Below are 20,198 nucleotides of genomic sequence, written 5' to 3'. Positions count from 1 at the left end.
CCTTTACCGTTGGTTTTGGCGCGTATTCCATTCTTCGCGTGTTAGCCCGTAACGAATTGAGTCATAATAGACTCCTTGGTGATAGCGAACTTTGCGAATGCGCGCTTCACGGCTAAAACCTAATTTTTCGCCAACTGCGATCATTCGCTTATTGCCTGACCACGTTGTAAAACCTACACGTTCAATTTGCGGATGCATGTGAAACACGATAGCTGACCACCGCTGCAGCGCCTCAGTGCCATAACCGCCATTCCAATAGGCAGGATTAAAGATGACAATGCCTAGCTCGAGCCAGCGGGTTTTTTCGCATTCCCAATAATACGACACCGTCCCGATTAATTCGTCTTCTACAAAAATTCCTTGTACGTCTTGGCGATTGACCCAGTTTTCTGCTTTTTCACGAAACTCATCATAAGGGAGCGAATGATGCTCAAAATAAGGAGCATCCCATTGTTTCCATTCTGGGTTGTCTTGAGAAAAGACCCATTTCCATAAATGTTTTGAATACTTTATGCTTATTGGCGCGATTGCCATTTCTTTCATTCCCCCGCCCTCCTAGCCACATTTTTTTGCACCCATATACTTCTTCCTTTATACTAGAACACGGTGTCAAATTCAAGAGGAGTGATTCTGTGACAACAATCGAAATACGGGGTGCTGACCAGACAGACATTCAGCTCATCCGTATGCAGCAACAAGTTCGGGAAATTGCGAAAGAAGAACAGAAAGAAGTGATTGGCGTTGAACAAACGCCCAACGAAGAATGGGTGATTGTGTCCAAAAAAGAACATGGGCGCACGCTCCAGCTTATGGTTAACGATTGCCATTCGCCCTATGATGGCCATTGGGATTTTGCCCTACAAGCTGAATACGTTAACGCCCATCGTCTTTTTATTGACGATATAAAAGGTGACCCGAACCGTGGTTTTGGTTCCATTTGCATGGCATACTTAAAGGATGCGGCCTGGCAACACAATTGTTTGATTGAAGGCAAGCTTGCCAAGCGTGATTGGGATCATTTGGATAGACTCATCCATTTTTACAAAAAGCACCATTTCCATGTCTCCGTCAATGAAGAAATACAATCAGGCCACGTTATTTGGCACGGTTAACTGCAAGGACCGAACCCCATAGGGCTCGGTCCTTCAAACTGTAGCCAAGCGTTTTCTATCAGCCTGAGTGCGGTTGTTTTTTCTTTCAGAATAAATTCGCCTATGAGCGGGAACCTACATCCAAGGAGGCGGAAAAATGGATTGGTTTTCTGTCATTCAGCGGATCTGTTCACTGCTTGTGATCGGGTTCGTTTTATTCACGTATGGCTGCATCCTTAAACAAGACAAGGCGGCAAAAAGCAGAAACGAGCGCTAGCGCTCGTCTCAGACTGTAGCCAAACGCTCGCATACTTCGTCGTTTGTTTCGGTCATATGCTCATGAACCCCCGTTCTATTCGCATCTTCCCTCACCTGCACTCCTCGTCTGACAAGCGTTTTCTATCAGTCTGAGTGCGGTTGTCGACAAAGTCGACAACCTAAAACGAGCGCTAGCGCTCGTTTTCGACATGTTCGGCAATTGTTTGCTTTTTAATATTCCAATGCGATTCTGTCCATCGCACGGATTTGTTTTTTAAAACAAACACTTGTGGAGATTTATGAACGGTATCTAAGTCTTCGGCAATTTTGTTTGAAACTGGCCGGGATTCGATCACTTTTACGAACCCGTAACGGTAGGAATTGTTTTCATTCGCAAATTGCTTGTACTCTTCAAATGCTTCTGCCGATACAGGGCATTGCGTACTATGTTTAAATAGTAGCGATACTGTGTCCGTACTCCCCTGTAAAAACGTTTGCCATTCTGCTTCTGTTGTTAACTCTTTAATCATGCGATCATCCCCTTTAGCGTTCTGATTTTGTTGTACCATACCACAGCCGTAAGCTGCAACCGCTCTTTCTTAAATCCGTCACCCTAATTCAATGACAATACGTATCTCTGTATAAGATACCCCTTCACCGGCATGTTCCTTAATCGGCTTTAAATAAGAAGAACCGACTTCTTTGATTGCTTGGCGGATCAAGGCCGCTTTCTCTTTCTCGACGAGCTTGGCGACACCTGTCGTCTCATTGTTTTTCTCAGCCGCGATTAAATGTTTCACAATCGTTTGTTCGCTAAAACCGAGCGTTGCCGCAATTTGAGCTGGTGCTTGCCCAGCTTCAAAGTGCTTGATGACTTCCTCACGACTTACACGTTTGTGCCCGGTAGACTGTGCCTTATCCATAGGCAAACCTGTATTTTCCCGCTTTTCAAATTGAGTAAGGGTTTTTAAAAAAGCTTCTCCGTATTTGCTGAGCTTGTGTTCGCCCACGCCAGAAATCGTAGCCAATGTTTCCAATGACTGAGGGACGACAGCGGCCATTTCTCTTAATGTTTTATCGGAGAAGATCAAATAAGGAGGAATTCCTTGCTCATCAGCCAATGATTTCCGCTTAGCGCGGAGTGCGGCAAAGATGGGATCTTCGTCACTTACTGTTCGTTCAACCGTTTCTTTGTACTGATAAACTTGGCCTTCGCCTTTTAAAACAGCCGCGCCTTTTGGCAGCAATTGAATGGTCGGATACGAAGCAGGCGTTAACCCAATGTATTGTTCTGCTAGTAAAAAGTCGATAAACGCTTGGACTTCTTTTGCCGATCTGTCTTTCATCAGTCCGTATGTCGACAATTTATCTAAACCGAGCTGTTCAATTTTCTTGTTTTTGGATCCTGTCAACACTTGGGCAATCACTGTTTTTCCAAACCGCTCTTTGACGCGAACAACGCAGGAAAGCACTTTTTGCGCATCGCGTGTGACATCTTGCTGTTCCCCTTCCCGTTTGCAATTGCTGCATTTCCCACACGGTTCACCTGCATCCTCGCCAAAATAGCTTAAAATAAATTGCTCTAAACATTGGTTAGTATGGGCATAACGGCTCATCCATTGCAGTTTTTCAAAGTCATGTTTCCGTTTCTCTTCAGATGCGTCGGACTGCTCAATAAAAAAACGTTGCGTTTGAACGTCTTGTGCTTGGTACAGCAACATGCACTCGCTTGGCTCGCCATCTCGACCGGCACGCCCCGCTTCTTGATAATAAGCTTCGAGCGTCCCTGGCATATTGGCGTGAAGCACGTAGCGAACATTGGCTTTATTGACGCCCATGCCAAATGCATTTGTGGCAACCATGACATCAGCCCGGTCATAGACAAACGCTTCCTGGCTTTCGGTCCGTTCCTTCTCTGGAAGGCCGCCATGGTAGAAAACAGCGTTTGTTTTTCCATCGATTGCTCTGTAAATCGCTTCTGCTTCTTTCCGCGTTGATGCATAAATAATACCTGGAACACCTTGGTTTGCTTCAACGTATTGCTGTAAAAAGGCGGTTTTTTTCTGTCCTTTCAACACACGCAATGTCAAATTGGTTCGTTTAAATCCAGTAAGATGTTGGTTGTTTTCATCAATGTGAAGGCGCCTGCATATGTCGCGAGCCACATCCGGTGTCGCTGTCGCCGTAAGCGCTACAACTTGCACTTTTTCTGGTAGTGATTCAATCCAGTTGGCCATCGTCAAATAGCTTGGCCGAAAGTCATGTCCCCACTGTGACATGCAATGGGCTTCATCAATGGCAATTAAGGCAAGAGGTTGCTTTGCCAACGCCGCTTGGAACGAGTGGTCATAGAGGCGTTCAGGCGCAACATACAACAACGAAATGTTTCCGTCAGCGACATCTTTCAAACGCTTTCGTTCTTCTGCTTTCGTCAATGAACTATTAATGTAAGTAGCTGGTATGCCGATTTCATTGACAGCGTCTACTTGGTCTTTCATTAGCGCAATTAAAGGGGAAATCACGAGCGTGACGCCTTCAAGCACGGCAGCCGGAATTTGATAGCACAGAGACTTGCCGCCGCCAGTTGGCATGACGACAAGAGCATCTTCCTTATTTAAAATCGACTCAATGATTTTTTGTTGGCCAGGCCGAAAAGCCGTATAGCCATACAATGATCGCAACACGTGCTCCGCTTGATCCAATAACGCCTGTCCCATTTGAACACTTCCTTACATAGACTGATCTGTTCTTTTTAGTATAGTACGAGGCTAATAATAAAGTCGACTCCCTCTTAAGAGAAATTCTTTAACATAAAAACAATATTCAGTTGTCTTAAAACAAGCAAGCACAAAAAAGGACAAGTATCGGTAAATGTCGTATACTATCATAGAGTTGATCCAATTCCGATAAAGGAGTGTCTGAACATGAAAATGGTGACATTAAACAACGGTGTAAACATGCCGCAGCTTGGTTTTGGCGTTTGGCAAGTGCCAGATGAAGAAGCAACGCCCGCTGTTGCTAAAGCGCTCGAAGTGGGGTATACGTCGATTGACACAGCGATGATTTACAAAAACGAAGCCGGCGTTGGAAAAGCCATTAAAGAATCGGGTATTGATCGAGAAAAGCTATTTATAACAACGAAAGTATGGAATGCAGACCAAGGGTACGAGCAAACACTAAAAGCGTTTGATGCGAGTCTGGAGCGCCTTGGCCTTGACTACATCGACCTCTATTTGATTCATTGGCCGACGCCTCATTATGACCAGTACATTGAGACATATAAAGCGCTTGAAAAATTGTACAACGATGGCCGCGTCCGGGCAATCGGCGTTTGTAACTTTGACATTGAGCACTTGGAGCGACTCCTTGACGAGTGCGATGTAACGCCTGTATTAAACCAAGTGGAATGCCATCCATACTTTGCTCAAAATGAACTGAAAGACTTTTGTGCCAAACACAATATTTATGTGGAAGCGTGGAGTCCTCTTGACCAAGGGGGCGAGGTACTAACCGACGAAGTCGTTGAAAAAATTGCGAAAGCACATGGCAAAACAACGGCACAAGTCGTCCTCCGCTGGCACTTGCAAAATAATACAATTGCGATTCCTAAATCCGTAACGCCATCACGGATTGAAGAAAACTTTGATCTGTTCGATTTTGAACTGTCCAACGAGGAAATGGATGCGATTAATCGTCTTGACCGCAACCAACGCCGGGGCGCTAAACCGAGCGAAATGAATACTCGTTAAATCCAACCAGCAAGCCCCTTCGGGTTTGCTGGTTGTTTCTTTTTTGCCATTTCCAGTGATCGTAAAAAATAGGGATTTCTATGATTTTCATGAAAATCGCTGCTTTTCGTTTACATGCAACGGTTTAAACGGTAAACTACGTAGTAGTAGTAGATGAAAGAGATAGGGATCCGACAGCGGCATCCTTTTATGCTCAATGTGTAGGAGGCTTTTTTTATGATTACTGTAGCGAACGTTGGTTTGCAATATGGCGGACGCAAACTGTTTGAAGACGTTAATATTAAATTTACGCCAGGCAACTGTTATGGTTTAATCGGCGCCAATGGAGCTGGCAAATCGACCTTTCTGAAAATCCTTTCAGGGGAAATTGAATCTCAGACAGGGCATGTTTCGATGAAAGAAGGTTCGCGCCTAGCTGTTCTTAAGCAAAACCATTTTGAATATGAACATGAAGAAGTGTTGCAAACTGTCATTATGGGACATGCGCGCCTCTATGAAGTGATGAAAGAAAAAGACGCCATTTATATGAAAGCTGATTTTTCAGACGAAGATGGCATGAAAGCAGCTGAGCTTGAAGGCGAATTTGCAGAATTAAACGGTTGGGAAGCTGAGTCAGATGCAGCCGTTCTATTAAAAGGGCTTGGCATTGGCGAAGACCAGCATCATAAAACGTTGTCTGAGCTTGCTGAATCAGACAAAGTCAAAGTGCTTCTGGCACAAGCGCTATTTGGCAAGCCGGATGTACTTTTACTGGACGAGCCGACAAACGGCCTCGATTTAAAAGCGATTCAATGGTTGGAAGATTTTCTTATTAATTTTGAGAATACGGTCATTGTCGTTTCCCATGACCGCCATTTCTTAAACAATGTCTGCACGCATATTGCCGATCTGGACTACGGCAAAATTGAGCTGTACGTTGGAAACTATGACTTTTGGTATGAATCGAGCCAATTGGCCTTAAAAATGGCACAAGACCAAAACAAAAAGAAAGAAGAAAAAATCAAAGAGCTTGAGAACTTTATCGCTCGCTTTAGCGCAAATGCCTCCAAATCCAAACAGGCGACTTCGCGTAAAAAGCAATTAGAAAAAATCACCCTTGACGACATTAAACCTTCCTCGCGCAAATACCCATACATCCACTTTTCGCCAGCACGTGAAATTGGAAATGATTTGCTTTTGGTTGAAGGGTTGTCAAAAACCGTTGATGGCGAAAAAGTGTTGAACAATGTCTCGTTCCGCATGAACAAAGACGATAAAATTGCTCTTGTTGGTTCAAACGATGTCGCCAAAACGACGCTATTTAAAATCTTGATGGGTGAAATCGAGCCTGACGAAGGCACATTTAAATGGGGAATTACGACAAGCCAATCGTATTTTCCGAAAGATAACTCTGCCTTTTTTGAAGGAAACGAGCTAAATCTTGTCGATTGGTTGCGCCAATACTCTCCTGAAGATGACAGTGATACGTTCTTGCGTGGTTTTCTTGGCAGGATGCTTTTCTCTGGCGAAGATGTGCTTAAACAAGCAAACGTCTTATCAGGCGGCGAAAAAGTCCGCTGCATGCTGTCAAAAATGATGCTCTCAGGAGCGAATGTGCTGCTGTTGGATGAACCGACAAACCACCTGGACTTAGAGTCGATTACAGCACTAAACAATGGGTTGATCAATTTTAAAGGCTCGCTCCTTTTCAGTTCCCATGACCAACAATTCATTCGCACGATTTCAAATCGCGTCATTGAGTTGACAGAGGATGGCATCATTGACGAAGACTCGTATGAAGATTACTTAAAACATGTAAAATAAACATCAACCCCCCCGTTGCCTTAGCACGGGGGGGGTTCCTATTAATATGGGTTTGAAACCACGTGCTCTGCACGTGTGAAAACGAAACTTCTAGAGAGGTCTAGTGATGAAAAATCTCCAATCGTTATAATAGAACTTGGCCGCCAAACCAACTTCTATCAATGAAAGGAGATCTCACCCATGAGTGACAACAGTTTATCACACACAAGATGGAATTGTAAGTAACATATCGTGTTTATCCCTAAGTATAGACGAAAGATTGTCTATGGGAAGCTGCGAAAAGATATTGGAGCTATTTTAAGAAGGTTATGTGAAATGAAAGATGTAGAAATTATCGAAGCCCATGCGATGATTGATCACATACACATGCTGGTGAAAATTCCGCCAAAAATGTCGGTATCGTATTTCATGGGGTATTTGAAAGGGAAAAGTTCGTTGATGATCCATGATCGTCACGCAAACGGTTGGCGGTCCCTTCAGAGGTCCCTTTAGGGACTTCGTTGGTAAAGTGCCCTTATAGGGCGAAATTAAAACCGCCGGTTCTACCGGCGGATACTTACTTGCGACAAACTTCTTTTTATCTGTATAAGCGCCTACTAGCCTTGAAAATACTCTTTATAATAGCCGCCCACTTTTCCAGTATTGTCAATGACAAAATAAAACTCGTCGGTTTCGTTTTTAAGCGGATATTCTTTCCCTGCTGTCAAAGCACGGTTGACAATATATTTTTTCGCATCGGTATGTACACATTTCACCATGCGTATCGTCGGTGCATTCGTCCACGTTTGGTGAATCACTATTGATCGTCCCTCCTTGTGCTGCATTCCTTTATTGTACAGCAAACAGGGCTGGTTCGCCAGCCCTGTCCTGTCTTATCTCCTTAGCCTTCCAGCAACAATTGTTCAGGATCTTCAATCAGCTGTTTAATTTTCACGAGGAAGCTAACAGCTTCTTTGCCATCGACAATGCGGTGGTCATAAGAGAGAGCCAAATACATCATTGGACGATTTTCAAAACGTTCGTTGTCAATCGCTACTGGGCGCATTTGGATTTTATGCATACCGAGAATGCCTACTTGCGGCGCATTCAAAATTGGCGTTGACCAGAGGGAGCCAAACACACCGCCGTTCGTAATCGTAAACGTACCGCCTTGCATATCTGCCAATTGCAATTTATTGTCCCGTGCTTTTTTGCCAAGTTCGCCAATGCCTTTCTCAATGCCAGCAAAGCTGAGGCGATCGGCATCCCGCAATACAGGGACAACGAGGCCGCTATCTGTCGAAACAGCAATGCCAATGTCATAAAACTTCTTGACGAGAAGCTCATCGCCTTGGATTTCTGCGTTTAGAAGCGGAAACTCTTTTAAAGCGCCAACAACGGCTTTTGTAAAGAAAGACATGAAGCCTAACTTCACACCATGTTTTTCAGAAAATGCATCTTTGCGGCGGCTACGCAAATCCATGACTGCGGTCATATCAACTTCGTTAAAAGTCGTCAACATCGCTGTTTCATGTTGAACATCGACAAGCCGCTTTGCAATCGTTTGCCGGCGACGCGACATTTTTTGCCGTTCAACAGGTTTGCCTGCTTCCCCTTCGCTTACTGGTGCAGGAGACTGTGGTGCTTTCGGCGCTTCTGGCTGTTTTGGTTTTGCTTGATGGGCTTCGATATCTTGGCGGCGAATTTTTCCTGTTGGATCCGTTGGCGTAATCGCATCAAGGGAAATGCCTTTTTCACGCGCCAATTTTCGTGCTGCTGGCGAGGCAAGCGGGCGGTTGTTGCTTACAGCTTCCTCTTTTTCTGGCTGTTGCGTTTGCTCAGCTTGCTTCTCTTCTTGCGGTGCTTCCTCTTTTGCCGTGGCTTCTTCCTTTGTGCTTTCGCTTGTTGCAGAGGCGCCGCCAGCAGAGCCGCTTTCATCGATAATCGCGATCACTTCGCCAATTTCTACGGTATCGCCTGGTTCCCGTTTGAATTCTTTAATCACACCAGCCGTGTCCACGGGAATTTCGGCGTTGACTTTGTCTGTCTCAAGTTCAGCAATAAACTCCCCTTGCTCGACATAATCGCCTACTTCTTTTAACCACTGAGAAATGGTGCCCTCTGTAATCGATTCTCCAAGCTCAGGTACTTTGATTTCAGTCACGTCAAAAAGCCTCCTTAGTTTTTGCGAGTCAATGACTCAGTTACGATGCGTTTTTGTTCCACTTTGTGGGCATTGGATACGCCTTCAGCCGGGCTTGACCGGTATGTGCGGCCAATATAGCTCAACGGAACCCCTGGAGGCAAGATTTCGCGAATGCGCGGCTCCATAAAAGTCCAAGCGCCCATGTTTTTAGGCTCTTCTTGTACCCATTTGACTTCTTCTAAGTTAGGAAACTCTTTTAACCGTTCGCGAATCGCGCGACGCGGAAACGGGTACAGCTCTTCTACCCTGATAATGTGAACCCAACTCCAGTCCTCATCGTTTTTGTTCACATAATCTTGCAACTCAATTGCTAGTTTTCCACTGCACAATATAATCCGTTTAACCGCATTGGGATCATGACCAAGCGTTGGCTCTTCCAAGATCGGCAGAAACTCGCCTTCTGTAAAAGCAGACGTTGGCGAGGCAACCACTTGGTTACGGAGCAAGCTTTTTGGCGTCATGATAATAAGTGGGCGCACTGTATTCTTTTGCAAAATCTTCGCCTGGCGCCGCAAAATATGGAAGTATTGTGCGGCTGACGTGCAGTTGGCAACTGTCCAGTTATTCTCTGCTGCCGAGCTCAAGAAGCGCTCAACACGCCCGCTGGAATGCTCAGGGCCGGCGCCTTCATAGCCGTGAGGCAACAAGACAACAAGACCTGACTTTTGCCCCCATTTGGCTCGCCCAGCTGACACCCACTGGTCAAACATTACTTGGGCGCCGTTGACGAAGTCGCCAAATTGAGCTTCCCATAACACTAGCGTCTCTTTTGAAAAAACATTGTATCCGTATTCAAAGCCAACGCATGCCTGCTCTGTAAGAGGGCTGTTGTAAACGGCAAAAGACGCGTTGGCATCTTTAAACGCTTGCAGCGGTACATGCGTTTCATTGGTTTCGCGGTCATGCAAGACAAAGTGACGGTGTGCAAACGTGCCACGCTCGCTATCTTGGCCACTCAAGCGGACTGGCGTGCCATCATGGAGAATTGAAGCAAACGCAAGGATTTCAGCCAGTCCCCAATCAACGTTGCCTTCGCCGTCAAATGCACTGGCACGGCGCTTCAAGATTTTTTCCAGCTTTTGGTTTGGTTTAAACGAACTCGGCCAGTCAAGCAACTGTTCATTTATGGAAACAAGCTTTTCTTTTTCGACAGCGGTTTTCACTTTTGGCAAGCCATCCACAATAAAGTCAGGAGGGCTCAGCTCATATTTTTTCTCTGATTTATCGCTGTTGACTTTGTTGTATTCTTCAAGCAAGTAGTTGTACATATCGGTATCTAGCTTCTGTGCTTCTTTAGCCGTAATTACTTGTTCAGCCTCAAGCTGTTTAGCGTAAATGGCGCGCACGGTTGGATGTTTGCGGATTTGCGCGTAGAGATCAGGCTGTGTCACCGCTGGCTCATCGCCTTCATTGTGGCCAAACCGGCGGTAGCCAATTAAATCGATCAAAAAGTCTTTTTGGAATTTACGACGGTACTCGACTGCAAATTTGATCGCCCTCACGCAGGCTTCCGCATCGTCTGCATTGACATGCACAATTGGAATTTCAAAGCCTTTAGCCGGATCGCTTGCGTATGTAGTTGAACGCGAATCATGCGTTTCAGTCGTATAACCGATATTGTTGTTGGCGATAATATGGAGCGAACCGCCAACGTGATAACCGTTCAAACGGCTTAAGTTAAGTGTTTCCGTCACGACACCTTGCCCTGGAAATGCGGCATCGCCATGGATAAGGATCGAATAAGCCCTTGTTGTGTCTTGCTTAGGTTCGCCTTTGCTGCTGCGATCCTCTTGGGCTGCCCTTGCATATCCTTCAACAATCGGCGAAACAAACTCCAAATGGCTTGGGTTGTTAGCAAGGGACACAATCGTTTGCGCGCTTTTGTCGTCGCTAATTTGCCTGTCGGCCCCTAAATGGTATTTTACATCGCCAGTCCAGCCTGTATAGGTTTCTCCAAGGCCTTCTGATGGGGCATTTAATTTGTTAGGCGCTTGCAGGAATTCCGAAAAGATCGCTTTATATGGTTTCCCAAGTGTATGGGCTAAAACATTGAGTCGTCCTCTATGTGCCATGCCGATCATAACGTGGTCAGTCTTTTCTTTTCTGACTTCCCTTATCGCTTTGTCAAGCATCGGCACAAGCGCATCAAGCCCCTCAATTGAAAAGCGTTTTTGCCCAACAAATGTGCGGTGGATAAACTTCTCAAAGCCTTCTACAGATGTTAGGCGTTCAAGCAGCGCTTTTTTCTCCTTATTTGGCAGCTCATCGGCATACGCTTCAGACTCCACTTGCTTGCGGAGCCAATTACGTTCCTCTTCATCTTGAACGTGTCCAAATTCAAATGCCATCGTCTGCGTATACACTTTTTTCAAATGTTCGATCGCTTCGAGCCCATTTTTTAAATGCGGCGGAGCATCCTTGCAAATCAGCTTGACAGGTACTTTTTTCAATTCTTCTTCCGTTACGTTAAAGCGGTCATAGTCTAGCAAATTGCTGTTTTTGTCGGTTTTCCAAATCGGCTGTATGTCAGACACCAAATGACCTTTGGCACGGATATAATCAGCCAGCCTCACCGCTCCTACTACTGCGCTTATCATGTCCGCCCCGATTGTTTCCTTTGCATTAGACGAGCTGACGTTCTCTTCTAAAGCTGGCGGACCCCATTTCTCAAAGTGGGCACGCGTTTGTTCATCTACGGAGTTCGGGTCTTCCACATATTGATCGTACAGCTCAATCACGGCTCCAAGGTTAGGACCATAAAATCCTCGCCAAGGCTTTTCCGGGCTGTGTTCCTTGCTGGACATGTGATATAAACCTCCTAAAACGTTTCATTCGCAAAAGGCGAATTCTTTTTCAAGCGCTTACAAACCTATTTTACCATTTTCCAGCCTGTATCTCAAAAAAAAATGCATAATAATTGACGAATTATGCCACATTTTTTGGATCGTCGACAATGGAAGCGGTCACTTCGATTTTAGCGCGTTTGCGCGCGAAAATCCAGTGTTTTTATCGAGCATTCTGCCTATTTCGTCAAAAAGCGTTTCCGCCTTTCGGATTAGGTATGATTTCCCAATTTTTTGCCGCGATTAATTGTAGCTGTTTCGCCTCCTCTTCTTCTAGTTGAATGGTCGGTTCATCGCATCGCTCTTCTTGAAATGTTGATTCTATCAAAGAGCCGTCTTTTCCAATAATGAGCTGTGCCCCTGGAGCCTCCATATCAGCAAGGGGCGGATCCAGTTCAAAAGCAAGCTGAACAACGATCCAGTCTGGCAATACATCTACATGAAATAGCGAGACATTCGTAAATGCGGCTTGATGGCGCGTATACGTATCCATTCGGATCATCTATTGCTCACTCCCCCTCTTCATCATACCACCGTGTGGTTAAAAGCCAACAAGTTGTCAATGGTCTTTCCTAGCGCTTAAACTACGTTTCTCTTTTTAGTGCTTACCGCGTTGCTCAAATAAAAGAAAGTGCCAGCCTCCTTCTTTGACAACCGTCTTAGCAGATAGCAAACGAAAATGTGCGTGTTTGCCTGCTTTGACCAACTCTTTCTTTGAAGGAAGAGGGTGCATCTTTTTATGGGCGCTCATGAAACTGTTAAAAGCACTAGCGAATCGCTTGCCGTGCTTCCCATCGGTAATTGGGCTAATGACAATAAGTACCCCGTCGGTTGCTAGCTGCTCCGCCGCCCGTTTAAACATCTCAACGCGTGTTTCTGGCGAAAAGTAGTAGAGGATATTGTTGAACATTAAAACATCATAGGCACGCTTGCCTTGAAAGTGAAAAAAGTCGCCTTCGATAATGGTAACATTTTCGTTTAAATTGTTTTCTCTAGCGGAAATGCACACATCGTGGTCGACTTCAATCCCGTCAAATTGTGTCCAGGGGAATGTGTGCGCCAACCGTTTTAAATAGCCGCCGTAGCCGCAGCCGACATCGAGCACAGATTCGGCTTTGCGTTTTTTTATGACGGCGGCGATTTTCGGCACAGCCAATGCTTCAAGGAGACTAGAGGTGCCCGCCACCATATCGGCCATATCAGGAGGAGGCTCTTGCTTCTTGTTTGGAAGTTGTTCTCGGTAGCTTAAAAGGGTAGGCATATGCAATTCAAACAGCTCCTCAAGCAATATGCCGACTGAATGCTTGCTTTCTTTTGTTAAATATTTGCCCATCTTTGGCTTTGTTTTGATTTTGCCGCCTTTGCTTTCACGCAAGTGGCCGACCGCAACACCAACTTCGACCCAGCGTGACAGCAACTCGGCTTTAAGACCATGTTTATCTGCTACATCGGCGACTTTCGCGCCATTCTTAAAATAAGAAAACAAATTTAAGCTATAGCCCAAATAGGCATGCCACACCTTTAAAAACGGTTCCGCCTCTTTCAGCCACTTTCGAGCATTCCATACTTTTATATATTCATTTACAGCCATTTGCCCACCCCTTTGCTTCCCTTTCCCATCCAACTCGCTATGTTACCCCTCCTTGCCATTCCCAAAATCGTCAACATTGAAACGATTCTTTTTATGTTCTTTTTTCAATTGTCATGTTACGATAAGAGAGTAATTTGTGCAGAAAGAGGCTCGATTCATGCGAAAATGGTTTTTAGGTATTGCGTTGTTTTTTCTTATTTGCTTGGTCTCTATTGTGTTGTTGTTTGAACAAAGTGACCGCTTTCGCCAAAATGTTTACAAAACCATTATTGCCGAAAACCAAATTCCTGAAGATTATGTGCCTATATACAAAGAGGCAGGCGAAGAATATGGCGTGCCTTGGGAACTACTTGCTTCCGTTCATCGCGTCGAAACGATCTTTTCGACAATGGATCCGCTCGAAAGCCCTGTTGGCGCCCTTGGGCATTTTCAATTTATGCCCCGTACATGGGTCGGTTGGTCTTACCCAGGCATTGACGACATCGGCAATGTCGCTGAAGATGTCGACATTACGGATACCGATTTAATTGAAGCCCATAACGGCTATGGCACTGACGCGTCAGGAAGCGGCAAAGCCGATCCATTTGACCTAGCCGACTCTGCCTACTCTGCTGCTCGGTATTTGGCTGACCACGGCGCACGTGAAGGCAACTATGAAGAAGCGCTTTTCTCTTATAACAAAAGTGAAGATTACGTTGAAGAAGTAATGGGGTACTACCACACGTATACAGAGGAAGGGTACGAGCTTATACAACTTCCACTAAACAGGCACAAAGCAGCAGGAACGTAAAACGCACACCTTCATTTGTAGGTGTGCGTTTTTTATGAAGCTGTAATCGGGTCTTCTTCGACGAGCTTTACTGGAATAGGCTCCACATAGCCTTCTGGCTTGTCGTTCGTCTCAGAATGTTCGTCTTCTCCTTGACAGCCAGCAAGCAGCGAGATCGAAAGGAAGGCAATCGCCAAAAAGACAGCCGCCAGACGCTTATTCATCGCTATCCACTGCTTTCACATTCGGTGTAACAGACACGGCGACATTGCCTGCGACTGCTTTTGTAATCATGCAAGAAGATTCTGCTTTAAACGCTAAACGTTCCGCCTTCTCCACCTGGGTCTGCTCTTTTAATACCACTGTTGGAAAGTGGCGAATTGCTCGGAATTCAAAGATGTTATTCGTCACATCCACATCGGCCTCAGCGTGAAGCGTCAATGACTTTACCTCGATTTGAGCCCGCTCAAGCATGGCAGCATACGTAATCAAAAAACAAGTAGCGGCAGCACCGAGCAGCATTTCGTCTGGATTTGTGCCGATCCCAGGTCCGCCCATTTCTTTCGGGATCGATATGGAATGAGTTAAGTTGCCTGTTTGGATTGTACCAGTGCTATTACGGCCGCCGTTCCAGGTGGCATCCAATAAAAATCGGTGGATCATTGTCCATCACCTCGTTTAGGAAATTCGAGTACCCAACTAAAGTAGCTGCCTTGCTGCTGATAACGCAACGTAGCGGAAAACGTTTTTCCGTTTTTTGATTTTAGCCCCTTTACGTTGACGAAGCCATGTTTTAGCAATGATTTAACCATCGTTTTCGTTGGCTTCTTTTTGAAACGAGCCAAATACTTATCATTTTTCCAAATGACAAAGGGGCAGCCGCTTTTCCAGCCACTGCAGCCAAACGCTTTGCTTGTTTCGATCACAGCCTTTTCGCATAGTGGGCATTTGCCAAGCGTTTCCGTTACTTGACGTTTTTTCGCCATTAATTCGATCTTGCCTGTCTCATCGGCTTTGATTTCTTGCACAGCTGTTTCAATAAAGGCAAAAATGTTTTGTAAAAATGACTGTTTGTCCAAGCGTCCTTTCTCAATATCGAATAACTGCTTCTCCAATCTTCCAGTAAAAGCTAAATCAAACAATCTTTGAACCGGAAATTGTTCCACTAGTTTGGCGCCTGTTTCCGTACAATGGAGCGCTTTTCCAGACGCATGAATATAACCAATATCTTTTAGCTTTTTAATGGTATCTGCTCTCGTTGCAGCTGTGCCAATCGCATACCCTTTCATAAGCTGTTCTGCATCGTCTTTGTCGAGCTTCCGCCCACATGTTTCCATAATATGCAACAACGTTTTTTCAGTATGTGGTTTAGGCGGTGTTGTCATATGGTCGCTCGTTTTTCCAGAAAGCGCTTTGACACGCTCTCCTTCTTCCACATTGGGCAAAAATGTTTCCTTCCCGTTTACTTGCTCTACTTGGTGCCAGCCATCAGCTCGCTTTTCCCTTCCCTTTGAAACAAAAAACCCTTCTGCTACGCCTTCTTCTAGCTTTGTATGAATGGTCGTTTCTAAAAATTCTGCTGGCGGCATAAATTGCATCAGAAACCGGTTTTTTACCGCATTGTAAACAATTGCTTCATCAGCATTCAATCGTTTTGGCAACATGTACGTCGGGATGATTGCACTGTGACTTTCAACTTTAGCATTGTTAAAAATCCGTTTGCTCGTTGTAAAACGAATGTCCTTTTCATAAGGCAAGCCTTTGCTGATAGTCTTAAGGACTGCCGCCGTTTTCTTGACTAAACTCTCTTCCAGCGCCGTGCTTGACGTACGTGGATACGTAATCAACTTTTTCTCATATAACGACTGGGCGATTTTTAAAACCTTGTCTGCCGTCCAGCCCCTGTATTTATTCGTAATATGGCCTTGCAGCTGCGACAAATTAAACAAAACGGGCGGGTATTCTTTTTTCTCGTTTCTTTCCACATGCACAGCGCGTGCAAGTTTTCCAGGCAGCAGTGAAGCCAATTGCTCTAGCCCTTGTTTTTCCGAAAAGGCAGTCTGCTTCTTGAATGTATAAACGCCTTCATAGGTAGCGCCGCTCGCCGTTTGAAACAACGCAACCAACTTATAATAACGTTCAGGCGTAAATGCTGCAATTTCCTTGTCGCGGTCATAAATAATCTTTAACGTCGGCAGCAAGACACGGCCGATATTTAAGACGCTCCCCCGCCCAGGTTGGTACTTCAATGTCGCTACAGACGTTAAATTGATTCCAATTGCCCAGTCGGCCCATTGGCGGCTAACCCCGGCATCACGCAACGTTATTAGCTCAGAATTAGGGCGCGCATGTTTTAAGCCGCGGAGCACTTCTTGTTTCGTCCATTCATTTAAGAGCATCCGGAACACAGGCTTATCGGCACGAAGATTGGAAATGATACTGTCACCAATCAGCTGGCCTTCTCGGTCATAGTCGCATGCTGAAATAATGCGACGAACATCATGGCGTCGCGCAAGGCGAGAAATAGTAGCAAGTTGTTTTTTCGCCCCTGTATCTGGTTTGTTGTACGTTGATTTCACTTTATATTTAAACTGAGTTGGAATAAACGGAAAGTAACTTTCCTGCCATCTGGCAAATTTAGGATCATAATCTTTCGCGTCATACAGTTCTAAAAGATGGCCAAACGCCCACGTAATTAGGTAAGCATCCCCTTCATAGTACCCATCTTTTTTCGCTTTGATCCCTAACGCATCAGCAATGTTTTTGGCCACTGATGGCTTTTCCGCCAGGATAAGATCCACCTTGATTCCTCCACTTTTTTGATTTAATTTTTCTCAATCATACCATACTTGCCCAAACCGTAAGATACATATTGCTTCCCTTAAAGTCTGCGATAGAATGGTGAGCCATTGTATGTTTAGACTTGTTCATCATAGGGAAAAAGAATCTATTCCCTTTAAATGAGGAGTGAGAACGTCATGTTAAGCGATTTACAAGACGATGTCCTTTACGAAGCATGGAACAAAGCAGTGGAACAGAAACTCGATGCAACGTTTATTGCGATTTTAAAACAAGAAATAGAAAAGCGTGGATTCATTCCGTCTAATTAACAGATCGTGCTTCTCTTAGGAAACACCCCCATTACCTATATGACGATTTTAAATTTGAACAAAATCATTAATAAGCGAACACACGCGGACTTAGCTGCTGAGACGATAACCACCCTTAGTTTGCCGCCTCTTTGTCTATACGAGTGTAATCGAGCATCCTCATCTAATGGTTCCAGGCGTTCGCCTCCAACCAACTCAATGTTACATTTGTCATTTTGTGCCCGATCTCCTTATGCTTGGTTTGTCTGGTAAGCAAAACTCGAAAGCAATGGCCCTTGTTTTTTTATTTAGTGACAAATGGAACTACTCGCCGGTTTAGATTTACGCGATACTACATGTATCCTACACACGAAAAGGTGATGAATATGGTGATTGCCTCTTTGCAAGGAGTGGTCAAACGATATGGCTCCCATCTTGCCTTAGATCATGTCGACTTGGATATTCATGAAGGTGAAATTGTCGGGTTGCTTGGCCCTAACGGGGCTGGGAAGACGACACTCATTCATACACTAACGGGCATGGTTCCTTTTGATCGAGGCACGATCGAGTTATTCGGATCAACGAAAAACCCATTTACGAAAAAAAACAAATCGAAGATGGGGCTCGTCACTCAAGAATTAACTGTCTTTGAAGAATTAACGGCAAGAGAAAACTTAGAATTTTTTGCTGGCGTTTATGGCCTGCGGGGAGAGGAGCGAAAAAAACGCGTTGCTGAGGCGCTCGAATTTGTTGGCCTTTCCGCAAATGAACGCAAAGCTCCAAACAAATTTTCAGGTGGGATGAAACGCCGTTTGAATATTGCTTGTGCCCTCACCCACCAGCCAAAGCTGTTAATCATGGATGAACCGACAGTCGGTATCGACCCGCAATCGCGCAACCACATTCTAGAAGCTGTACAAGAATTACGAAAACGCGGTACGACGGTTTTGTACACGACTCATTATATGGAAGAAGTGCAAGCAATCGCTTCTCGTGTCGTGATCGTCGATCAAGGGCAAATCATAACGGAAGGCACCGTCGATGAGCTTATTAAAAATATCCAACATGAGGAAAAAATCAAAATCGATGTGACAGAACCGGCGCTTGTACCGATCACGCGCTTGGAACAATTGGATGGTGTGAAACAGGTCGTTGTTAATGGTAGCAACATCACTGTTATTTCGAAAGTCGGCGCAGGTAATCTTGACCGCGTGGTTTCGATTATTAAGGAACATGGCGGCTTGCTCGGCATCCAAGCAGAAAAACCAAACTTAGAAGACGTTTTTCTCACCCTTACTGGCAAGCAGCTGCGTGATGGGGAGGCGAAAGAATGACAAATGTCCTTTCTACGCTGCGGTTTACCACATTACGGCTGATCCGCAATTGGATTGTGTTATTGTTGCTGCTCGGAATTCCGATTGTGTTGATTACATTTTTTGCGATTATTTTAGGTGATTCTAAAACAGAAGCTGGTATGCCTTACATTCAAGAATCAACAACTTTAATGGTTCTTGCCTTTCAACTGTTTGGAGGCTCAATCGTCATGTCCTATATACATGAAGACTTTTTCACGGAACGCCGTTTTCGCATTCAGTCTCTGCCTTTTAGCCAGACGCTGTATGCATTCTCCATCAGTGTTCTAGGTACGTTATTTTCGATTTTTCTTGGGGGCATTTTGGTGTTTTATTCTTTTTGGGTCTTCAATGTTGAATGGGGGAACATTGGCTGGGCCGTGTTTGTGATCGCATTAATGGCTCTGTTATCAAGCATCGTCTGCCTCATTTTCACGTTCGCCGTCAAACAGTTTAAAGTGGCAGAACGACTGAGTGAAGTGTATGGAATCGGTGCGATTGTGCTTGCTGGTTTATTTTTCCCAATGCCAGAAAATGCTTTTTTTGAGTTTATGGGTTCATATGGAAATCCATTGACGCTCGCTAGCGCTGCGATTTTTGAATATCAAGCAGGAAACGTTGCAGAAGTATGGCTTAATGTAAGCATTTTACTCGGAGCGATCATTGTTGCCTTCTTTGTCATGCTTGCGCTTGGGCGGAGGCGAATGGGATGACAATTTTTCAATTTGCCCTCAAACGAAGTTTTCGCAACAAGACCAACCTTCTATTTTTAACTCTCTTTCCTGTTGGAGCGATTTTTCTCCCTGCCAGTGAGATATGGCCTTTTCTTCCTTTTGGCTACCATTATTTTGGCGTGCTCATCTTGTTTGTCAGCATTCGCTTGGCTTCAATTATGTTGGAAGACCGAGTCAAAGGCGTTGTCAAACGTTTAGCTGTTGCCCCAATCAGCCATCTACACTATCTTTGGCAAAACTTGCTTGCCTACATGGTGATTCTCCTTTTCCAATGTGCGCTAGCAGTTGGCGGAGGCGTTCTGTATGGCCAAGAGTTATACTCGCCCTTTGCGTTGTTCTGTTTGTTCGTTACTTTTAGTTTGACATCCCTTGCTTTGGCGCTTGCCTGGATCTCACTGTTTCGCAACAAAGAGACGTCTTTTCTTGTGTTTATGTCCATTGTTGTGTTAATCGCTCTCCTCGGCGGACTTATTATGCCAATCGAGATGATGCCGGCCGTCTTCGAACGACTCGCTGTCATTTTTCCGACTTATTGGTTATCGTCAGGTATGAAATGGGTCGCCCTTGGAGGTCAAACAACAGACATATTGCTAATCCATGGGATGCTCTTGCTCTATACTGTCTGTTTTCTTATCATTGGCAGTATCCGTAAAATCGCTTAGGTCGTTCTGCCGAGCTTTTGTTTAGACTCCTAGCACTTGAGCTAGGAGTCAGATGTCGTTATAGTTAAAGCT

General features: G+C 44.9%; 19 protein-coding genes and 1 pseudogene. 9 read left to right on the top strand and 11 right to left on the bottom strand.

Features of this window, described 5'->3' with window-relative positions:
* Positions 1-3: 3 nt before the first annotated feature.
* On the bottom strand, positions 4-534 hold the full coding sequence (locus tag BC8716_RS17575; protein ID WP_094429289.1) for a GNAT family N-acetyltransferase: 531 nt from the start codon (positions 532-534) through the stop codon (positions 4-6).
* 98 nt (positions 535-632) lie between these two features.
* Between BC8716_RS17575 and BC8716_RS17570 the strand changes: the two genes are divergently transcribed.
* Positions 633-1,112, top strand: a complete 480-nt coding sequence (locus BC8716_RS17570; RefSeq protein WP_094427804.1) for a hypothetical protein — start codon at positions 633-635, stop codon at positions 1,110-1,112.
* Between the two features lie 428 nt (positions 1,113-1,540).
* Here BC8716_RS17570 and ytxJ read toward each other — a convergent pair whose 3' ends face one another.
* Both ytxJ and recQ read right to left on the bottom strand, forming a co-directional pair.
* A complete protein-coding gene (gene ytxJ / locus BC8716_RS17565) occupies positions 1,541-1,879 on the bottom strand; it encodes a bacillithiol system redox-active protein YtxJ (RefSeq protein ID WP_094427802.1) in 339 nt (112 codons plus the stop codon).
* A gap of 78 nt (positions 1,880-1,957) precedes the next feature.
* The gene (recQ, locus tag BC8716_RS17560; protein ID WP_257253634.1) at positions 1,958-4,066 is read right to left on the bottom strand and encodes a DNA helicase RecQ; all 2,109 of its coding nucleotides are present in this window, start codon (positions 4,064-4,066) and stop codon (positions 1,958-1,960) included.
* Positions 4,067-4,273: 207 nt separating this feature from the next.
* Between recQ and BC8716_RS17555 the strand changes: the two genes are divergently transcribed.
* From BC8716_RS17555 to tnpA, 3 genes and pseudogenes are all read left to right on the top strand, one after another.
* Complete coding sequence (locus tag BC8716_RS17555) at positions 4,274-5,098, top strand: aldo/keto reductase (RefSeq protein WP_094427800.1); 825 nt, start codon at positions 4,274-4,276, stop codon at positions 5,096-5,098.
* Between the two features lie 216 nt (positions 5,099-5,314).
* A complete protein-coding gene (locus BC8716_RS17550; RefSeq protein WP_094427798.1) occupies positions 5,315-6,901 on the top strand; it encodes an ABC-F family ATP-binding cassette domain-containing protein in 1,587 nt (528 codons plus the stop codon).
* A gap of 228 nt (positions 6,902-7,129) precedes the next feature.
* Positions 7,130-7,363: pseudogene (tnpA, locus tag BC8716_RS17545) on the top strand (IS200/IS605 family transposase); the annotation flags it as partial.
* Positions 7,364-7,497: 134 nt separating this feature from the next.
* Here the strand turns inward: tnpA and BC8716_RS17540 are convergent.
* The 5 genes from BC8716_RS17540 to BC8716_RS17520 all read right to left on the bottom strand — a co-directional run bounded on the left by BC8716_RS17540 (position 7,498) and on the right by BC8716_RS17520 (position 13,520).
* On the bottom strand, positions 7,498-7,698 hold the full coding sequence (locus BC8716_RS17540) for a DUF6501 family protein (protein ID WP_011246955.1): 201 nt from the start codon (positions 7,696-7,698) through the stop codon (positions 7,498-7,500).
* 83 nt (positions 7,699-7,781) lie between these two features.
* Positions 7,782-9,044: a 2-oxoglutarate dehydrogenase complex dihydrolipoyllysine-residue succinyltransferase gene (odhB, locus tag BC8716_RS17535; protein ID WP_094427796.1), complete on the bottom strand. Its 1,263-nt coding sequence runs from the start codon at positions 9,042-9,044 to the stop codon at positions 7,782-7,784.
* Between the two features lie 14 nt (positions 9,045-9,058).
* Positions 9,059-11,890, bottom strand: coding sequence for a 2-oxoglutarate dehydrogenase E1 component (locus tag BC8716_RS17530; RefSeq protein WP_094427794.1), 2,832 nt, complete (start codon positions 11,888-11,890; stop codon positions 9,059-9,061).
* Between the two features lie 226 nt (positions 11,891-12,116).
* Entirely contained in the window at positions 12,117-12,431 is a 315-nt protein-coding gene (locus tag BC8716_RS17525) for a hypothetical protein (RefSeq protein WP_094427792.1), read from the bottom strand.
* Positions 12,432-12,527: 96 nt separating this feature from the next.
* On the bottom strand, positions 12,528-13,520 hold the full coding sequence (locus tag BC8716_RS17520; RefSeq protein WP_254120499.1) for a class I SAM-dependent methyltransferase: 993 nt from the start codon (positions 13,518-13,520) through the stop codon (positions 12,528-12,530).
* Positions 13,521-13,677: 157 nt separating this feature from the next.
* Between BC8716_RS17520 and BC8716_RS17515 the strand changes: the two genes are divergently transcribed.
* A complete protein-coding gene (locus BC8716_RS17515; RefSeq protein ID WP_094427790.1) occupies positions 13,678-14,310 on the top strand; it encodes a lytic transglycosylase domain-containing protein in 633 nt (210 codons plus the stop codon).
* A gap of 32 nt (positions 14,311-14,342) precedes the next feature.
* Here the strand turns inward: BC8716_RS17515 and BC8716_RS22365 are convergent, their stop codons facing one another.
* The 3 genes from BC8716_RS22365 to BC8716_RS17505 are packed head-to-tail and all read right to left on the bottom strand — an operon-like array spanning position 14,343 to position 17,090.
* Complete coding sequence (locus BC8716_RS22365) at positions 14,343-14,513, bottom strand: hypothetical protein (protein ID WP_157730483.1); 171 nt, start codon at positions 14,511-14,513, stop codon at positions 14,343-14,345.
* Positions 14,506-14,952, bottom strand: a complete 447-nt coding sequence (locus BC8716_RS17510; RefSeq protein WP_094427788.1) for an OsmC family protein — start codon at positions 14,950-14,952, stop codon at positions 14,506-14,508. The genes BC8716_RS22365 and BC8716_RS17510 overlap by 8 nt, the downstream gene beginning before the upstream one ends.
* Complete coding sequence (locus BC8716_RS17505; protein WP_094427786.1) at positions 14,949-17,090, bottom strand: type IA DNA topoisomerase; 2,142 nt, start codon at positions 17,088-17,090, stop codon at positions 14,949-14,951. Before BC8716_RS17505 ends, BC8716_RS17510 begins: the two co-directional genes overlap by 4 nt.
* Positions 17,091-17,267: 177 nt before the next feature.
* On the opposite strand from BC8716_RS17505, the gene sda reads away from it, so the two are divergent.
* The 4 genes from sda to BC8716_RS17485 all read left to right on the top strand — a co-directional run bounded on the left by sda (position 17,268) and on the right by BC8716_RS17485 (position 20,126).
* Positions 17,268-17,399, top strand: a complete 132-nt coding sequence (gene sda / locus BC8716_RS17500) for a sporulation histidine kinase inhibitor Sda (protein WP_107588663.1) — start codon at positions 17,268-17,270, stop codon at positions 17,397-17,399.
* 365 nt (positions 17,400-17,764) lie between these two features.
* On the top strand, positions 17,765-18,712 hold the full coding sequence (locus BC8716_RS17495; protein ID WP_094427782.1) for an ABC transporter ATP-binding protein: 948 nt from the start codon (positions 17,765-17,767) through the stop codon (positions 18,710-18,712).
* A complete protein-coding gene (locus BC8716_RS17490) occupies positions 18,709-19,443 on the top strand; it encodes an ABC transporter permease (RefSeq protein ID WP_094427780.1) in 735 nt (244 codons plus the stop codon). Before BC8716_RS17495 ends, BC8716_RS17490 begins: the two co-directional genes overlap by 4 nt.
* Positions 19,440-20,126, top strand: coding sequence for an ABC transporter permease (locus BC8716_RS17485; RefSeq protein ID WP_094427778.1), 687 nt, complete (start codon positions 19,440-19,442; stop codon positions 20,124-20,126). Before BC8716_RS17490 ends, BC8716_RS17485 begins: the two co-directional genes overlap by 4 nt.
* Positions 20,127-20,198 lie beyond the last annotated feature (72 nt).

This window comes from Shouchella clausii (assembly GCF_002250115.1).
Classification (GTDB): domain Bacteria; phylum Bacillota; class Bacilli; order Bacillales; family Bacillaceae_D; genus Shouchella; species Shouchella clausii.
Note: the sequence above shows the minus strand (reverse complement) of the source record. Positions and strands in the feature narration are given on the sequence as shown.

Bases quoted from the DNA above. Each gene is read 5' to 3' on its own strand.
- recQ (WP_257253634.1), bottom strand. From the start codon at position 4,066: ATGGGACAGGCGTTATTGGATCAAGCGGAGCACGTGTTGCGATCATTG.
- BC8716_RS17575 (WP_094429289.1), bottom strand. From the start codon at position 534: ATGGCAATCGCGCCAATAAGCATAAAGTATTCAAAACATTTATGGAAA.
- BC8716_RS17485 (WP_094427778.1), top strand. From the start codon at position 19,440: ATGACAATTTTTCAATTTGCCCTCAAACGAAGTTTTCGCAACAAGACC.
- BC8716_RS17550 (WP_094427798.1), top strand. From the start codon at position 5,315: ATGATTACTGTAGCGAACGTTGGTTTGCAATATGGCGGACGCAAACTG.
- BC8716_RS17490 (WP_094427780.1), top strand. From the start codon at position 18,709: ATGACAAATGTCCTTTCTACGCTGCGGTTTACCACATTACGGCTGATC.
- sda (WP_107588663.1), top strand. From the start codon at position 17,268: ATGTTAAGCGATTTACAAGACGATGTCCTTTACGAAGCATGGAACAAA.
- BC8716_RS17525 (WP_094427792.1), bottom strand. From the start codon at position 12,431: ATGATCCGAATGGATACGTATACGCGCCATCAAGCCGCATTTACGAAT.
- BC8716_RS17495 (WP_094427782.1), top strand. From the start codon at position 17,765: ATGGTGATTGCCTCTTTGCAAGGAGTGGTCAAACGATATGGCTCCCAT.
- BC8716_RS17530 (WP_094427794.1), bottom strand. From the start codon at position 11,890: ATGTCCAGCAAGGAACACAGCCCGGAAAAGCCTTGGCGAGGATTTTAT.
- BC8716_RS22365 (WP_157730483.1), bottom strand. From the start codon at position 14,513: ATGAATAAGCGTCTGGCGGCTGTCTTTTTGGCGATTGCCTTCCTTTCG.
- BC8716_RS17515 (WP_094427790.1), top strand. From the start codon at position 13,678: ATGCGAAAATGGTTTTTAGGTATTGCGTTGTTTTTTCTTATTTGCTTG.
- BC8716_RS17520 (WP_254120499.1), bottom strand. From the start codon at position 13,520: ATGGCTGTAAATGAATATATAAAAGTATGGAATGCTCGAAAGTGGCTG.
- BC8716_RS17555 (WP_094427800.1), top strand. From the start codon at position 4,274: ATGAAAATGGTGACATTAAACAACGGTGTAAACATGCCGCAGCTTGGT.
- BC8716_RS17510 (WP_094427788.1), bottom strand. From the start codon at position 14,952: ATGATCCACCGATTTTTATTGGATGCCACCTGGAACGGCGGCCGTAAT.
- ytxJ (WP_094427802.1), bottom strand. From the start codon at position 1,879: ATGATTAAAGAGTTAACAACAGAAGCAGAATGGCAAACGTTTTTACAG.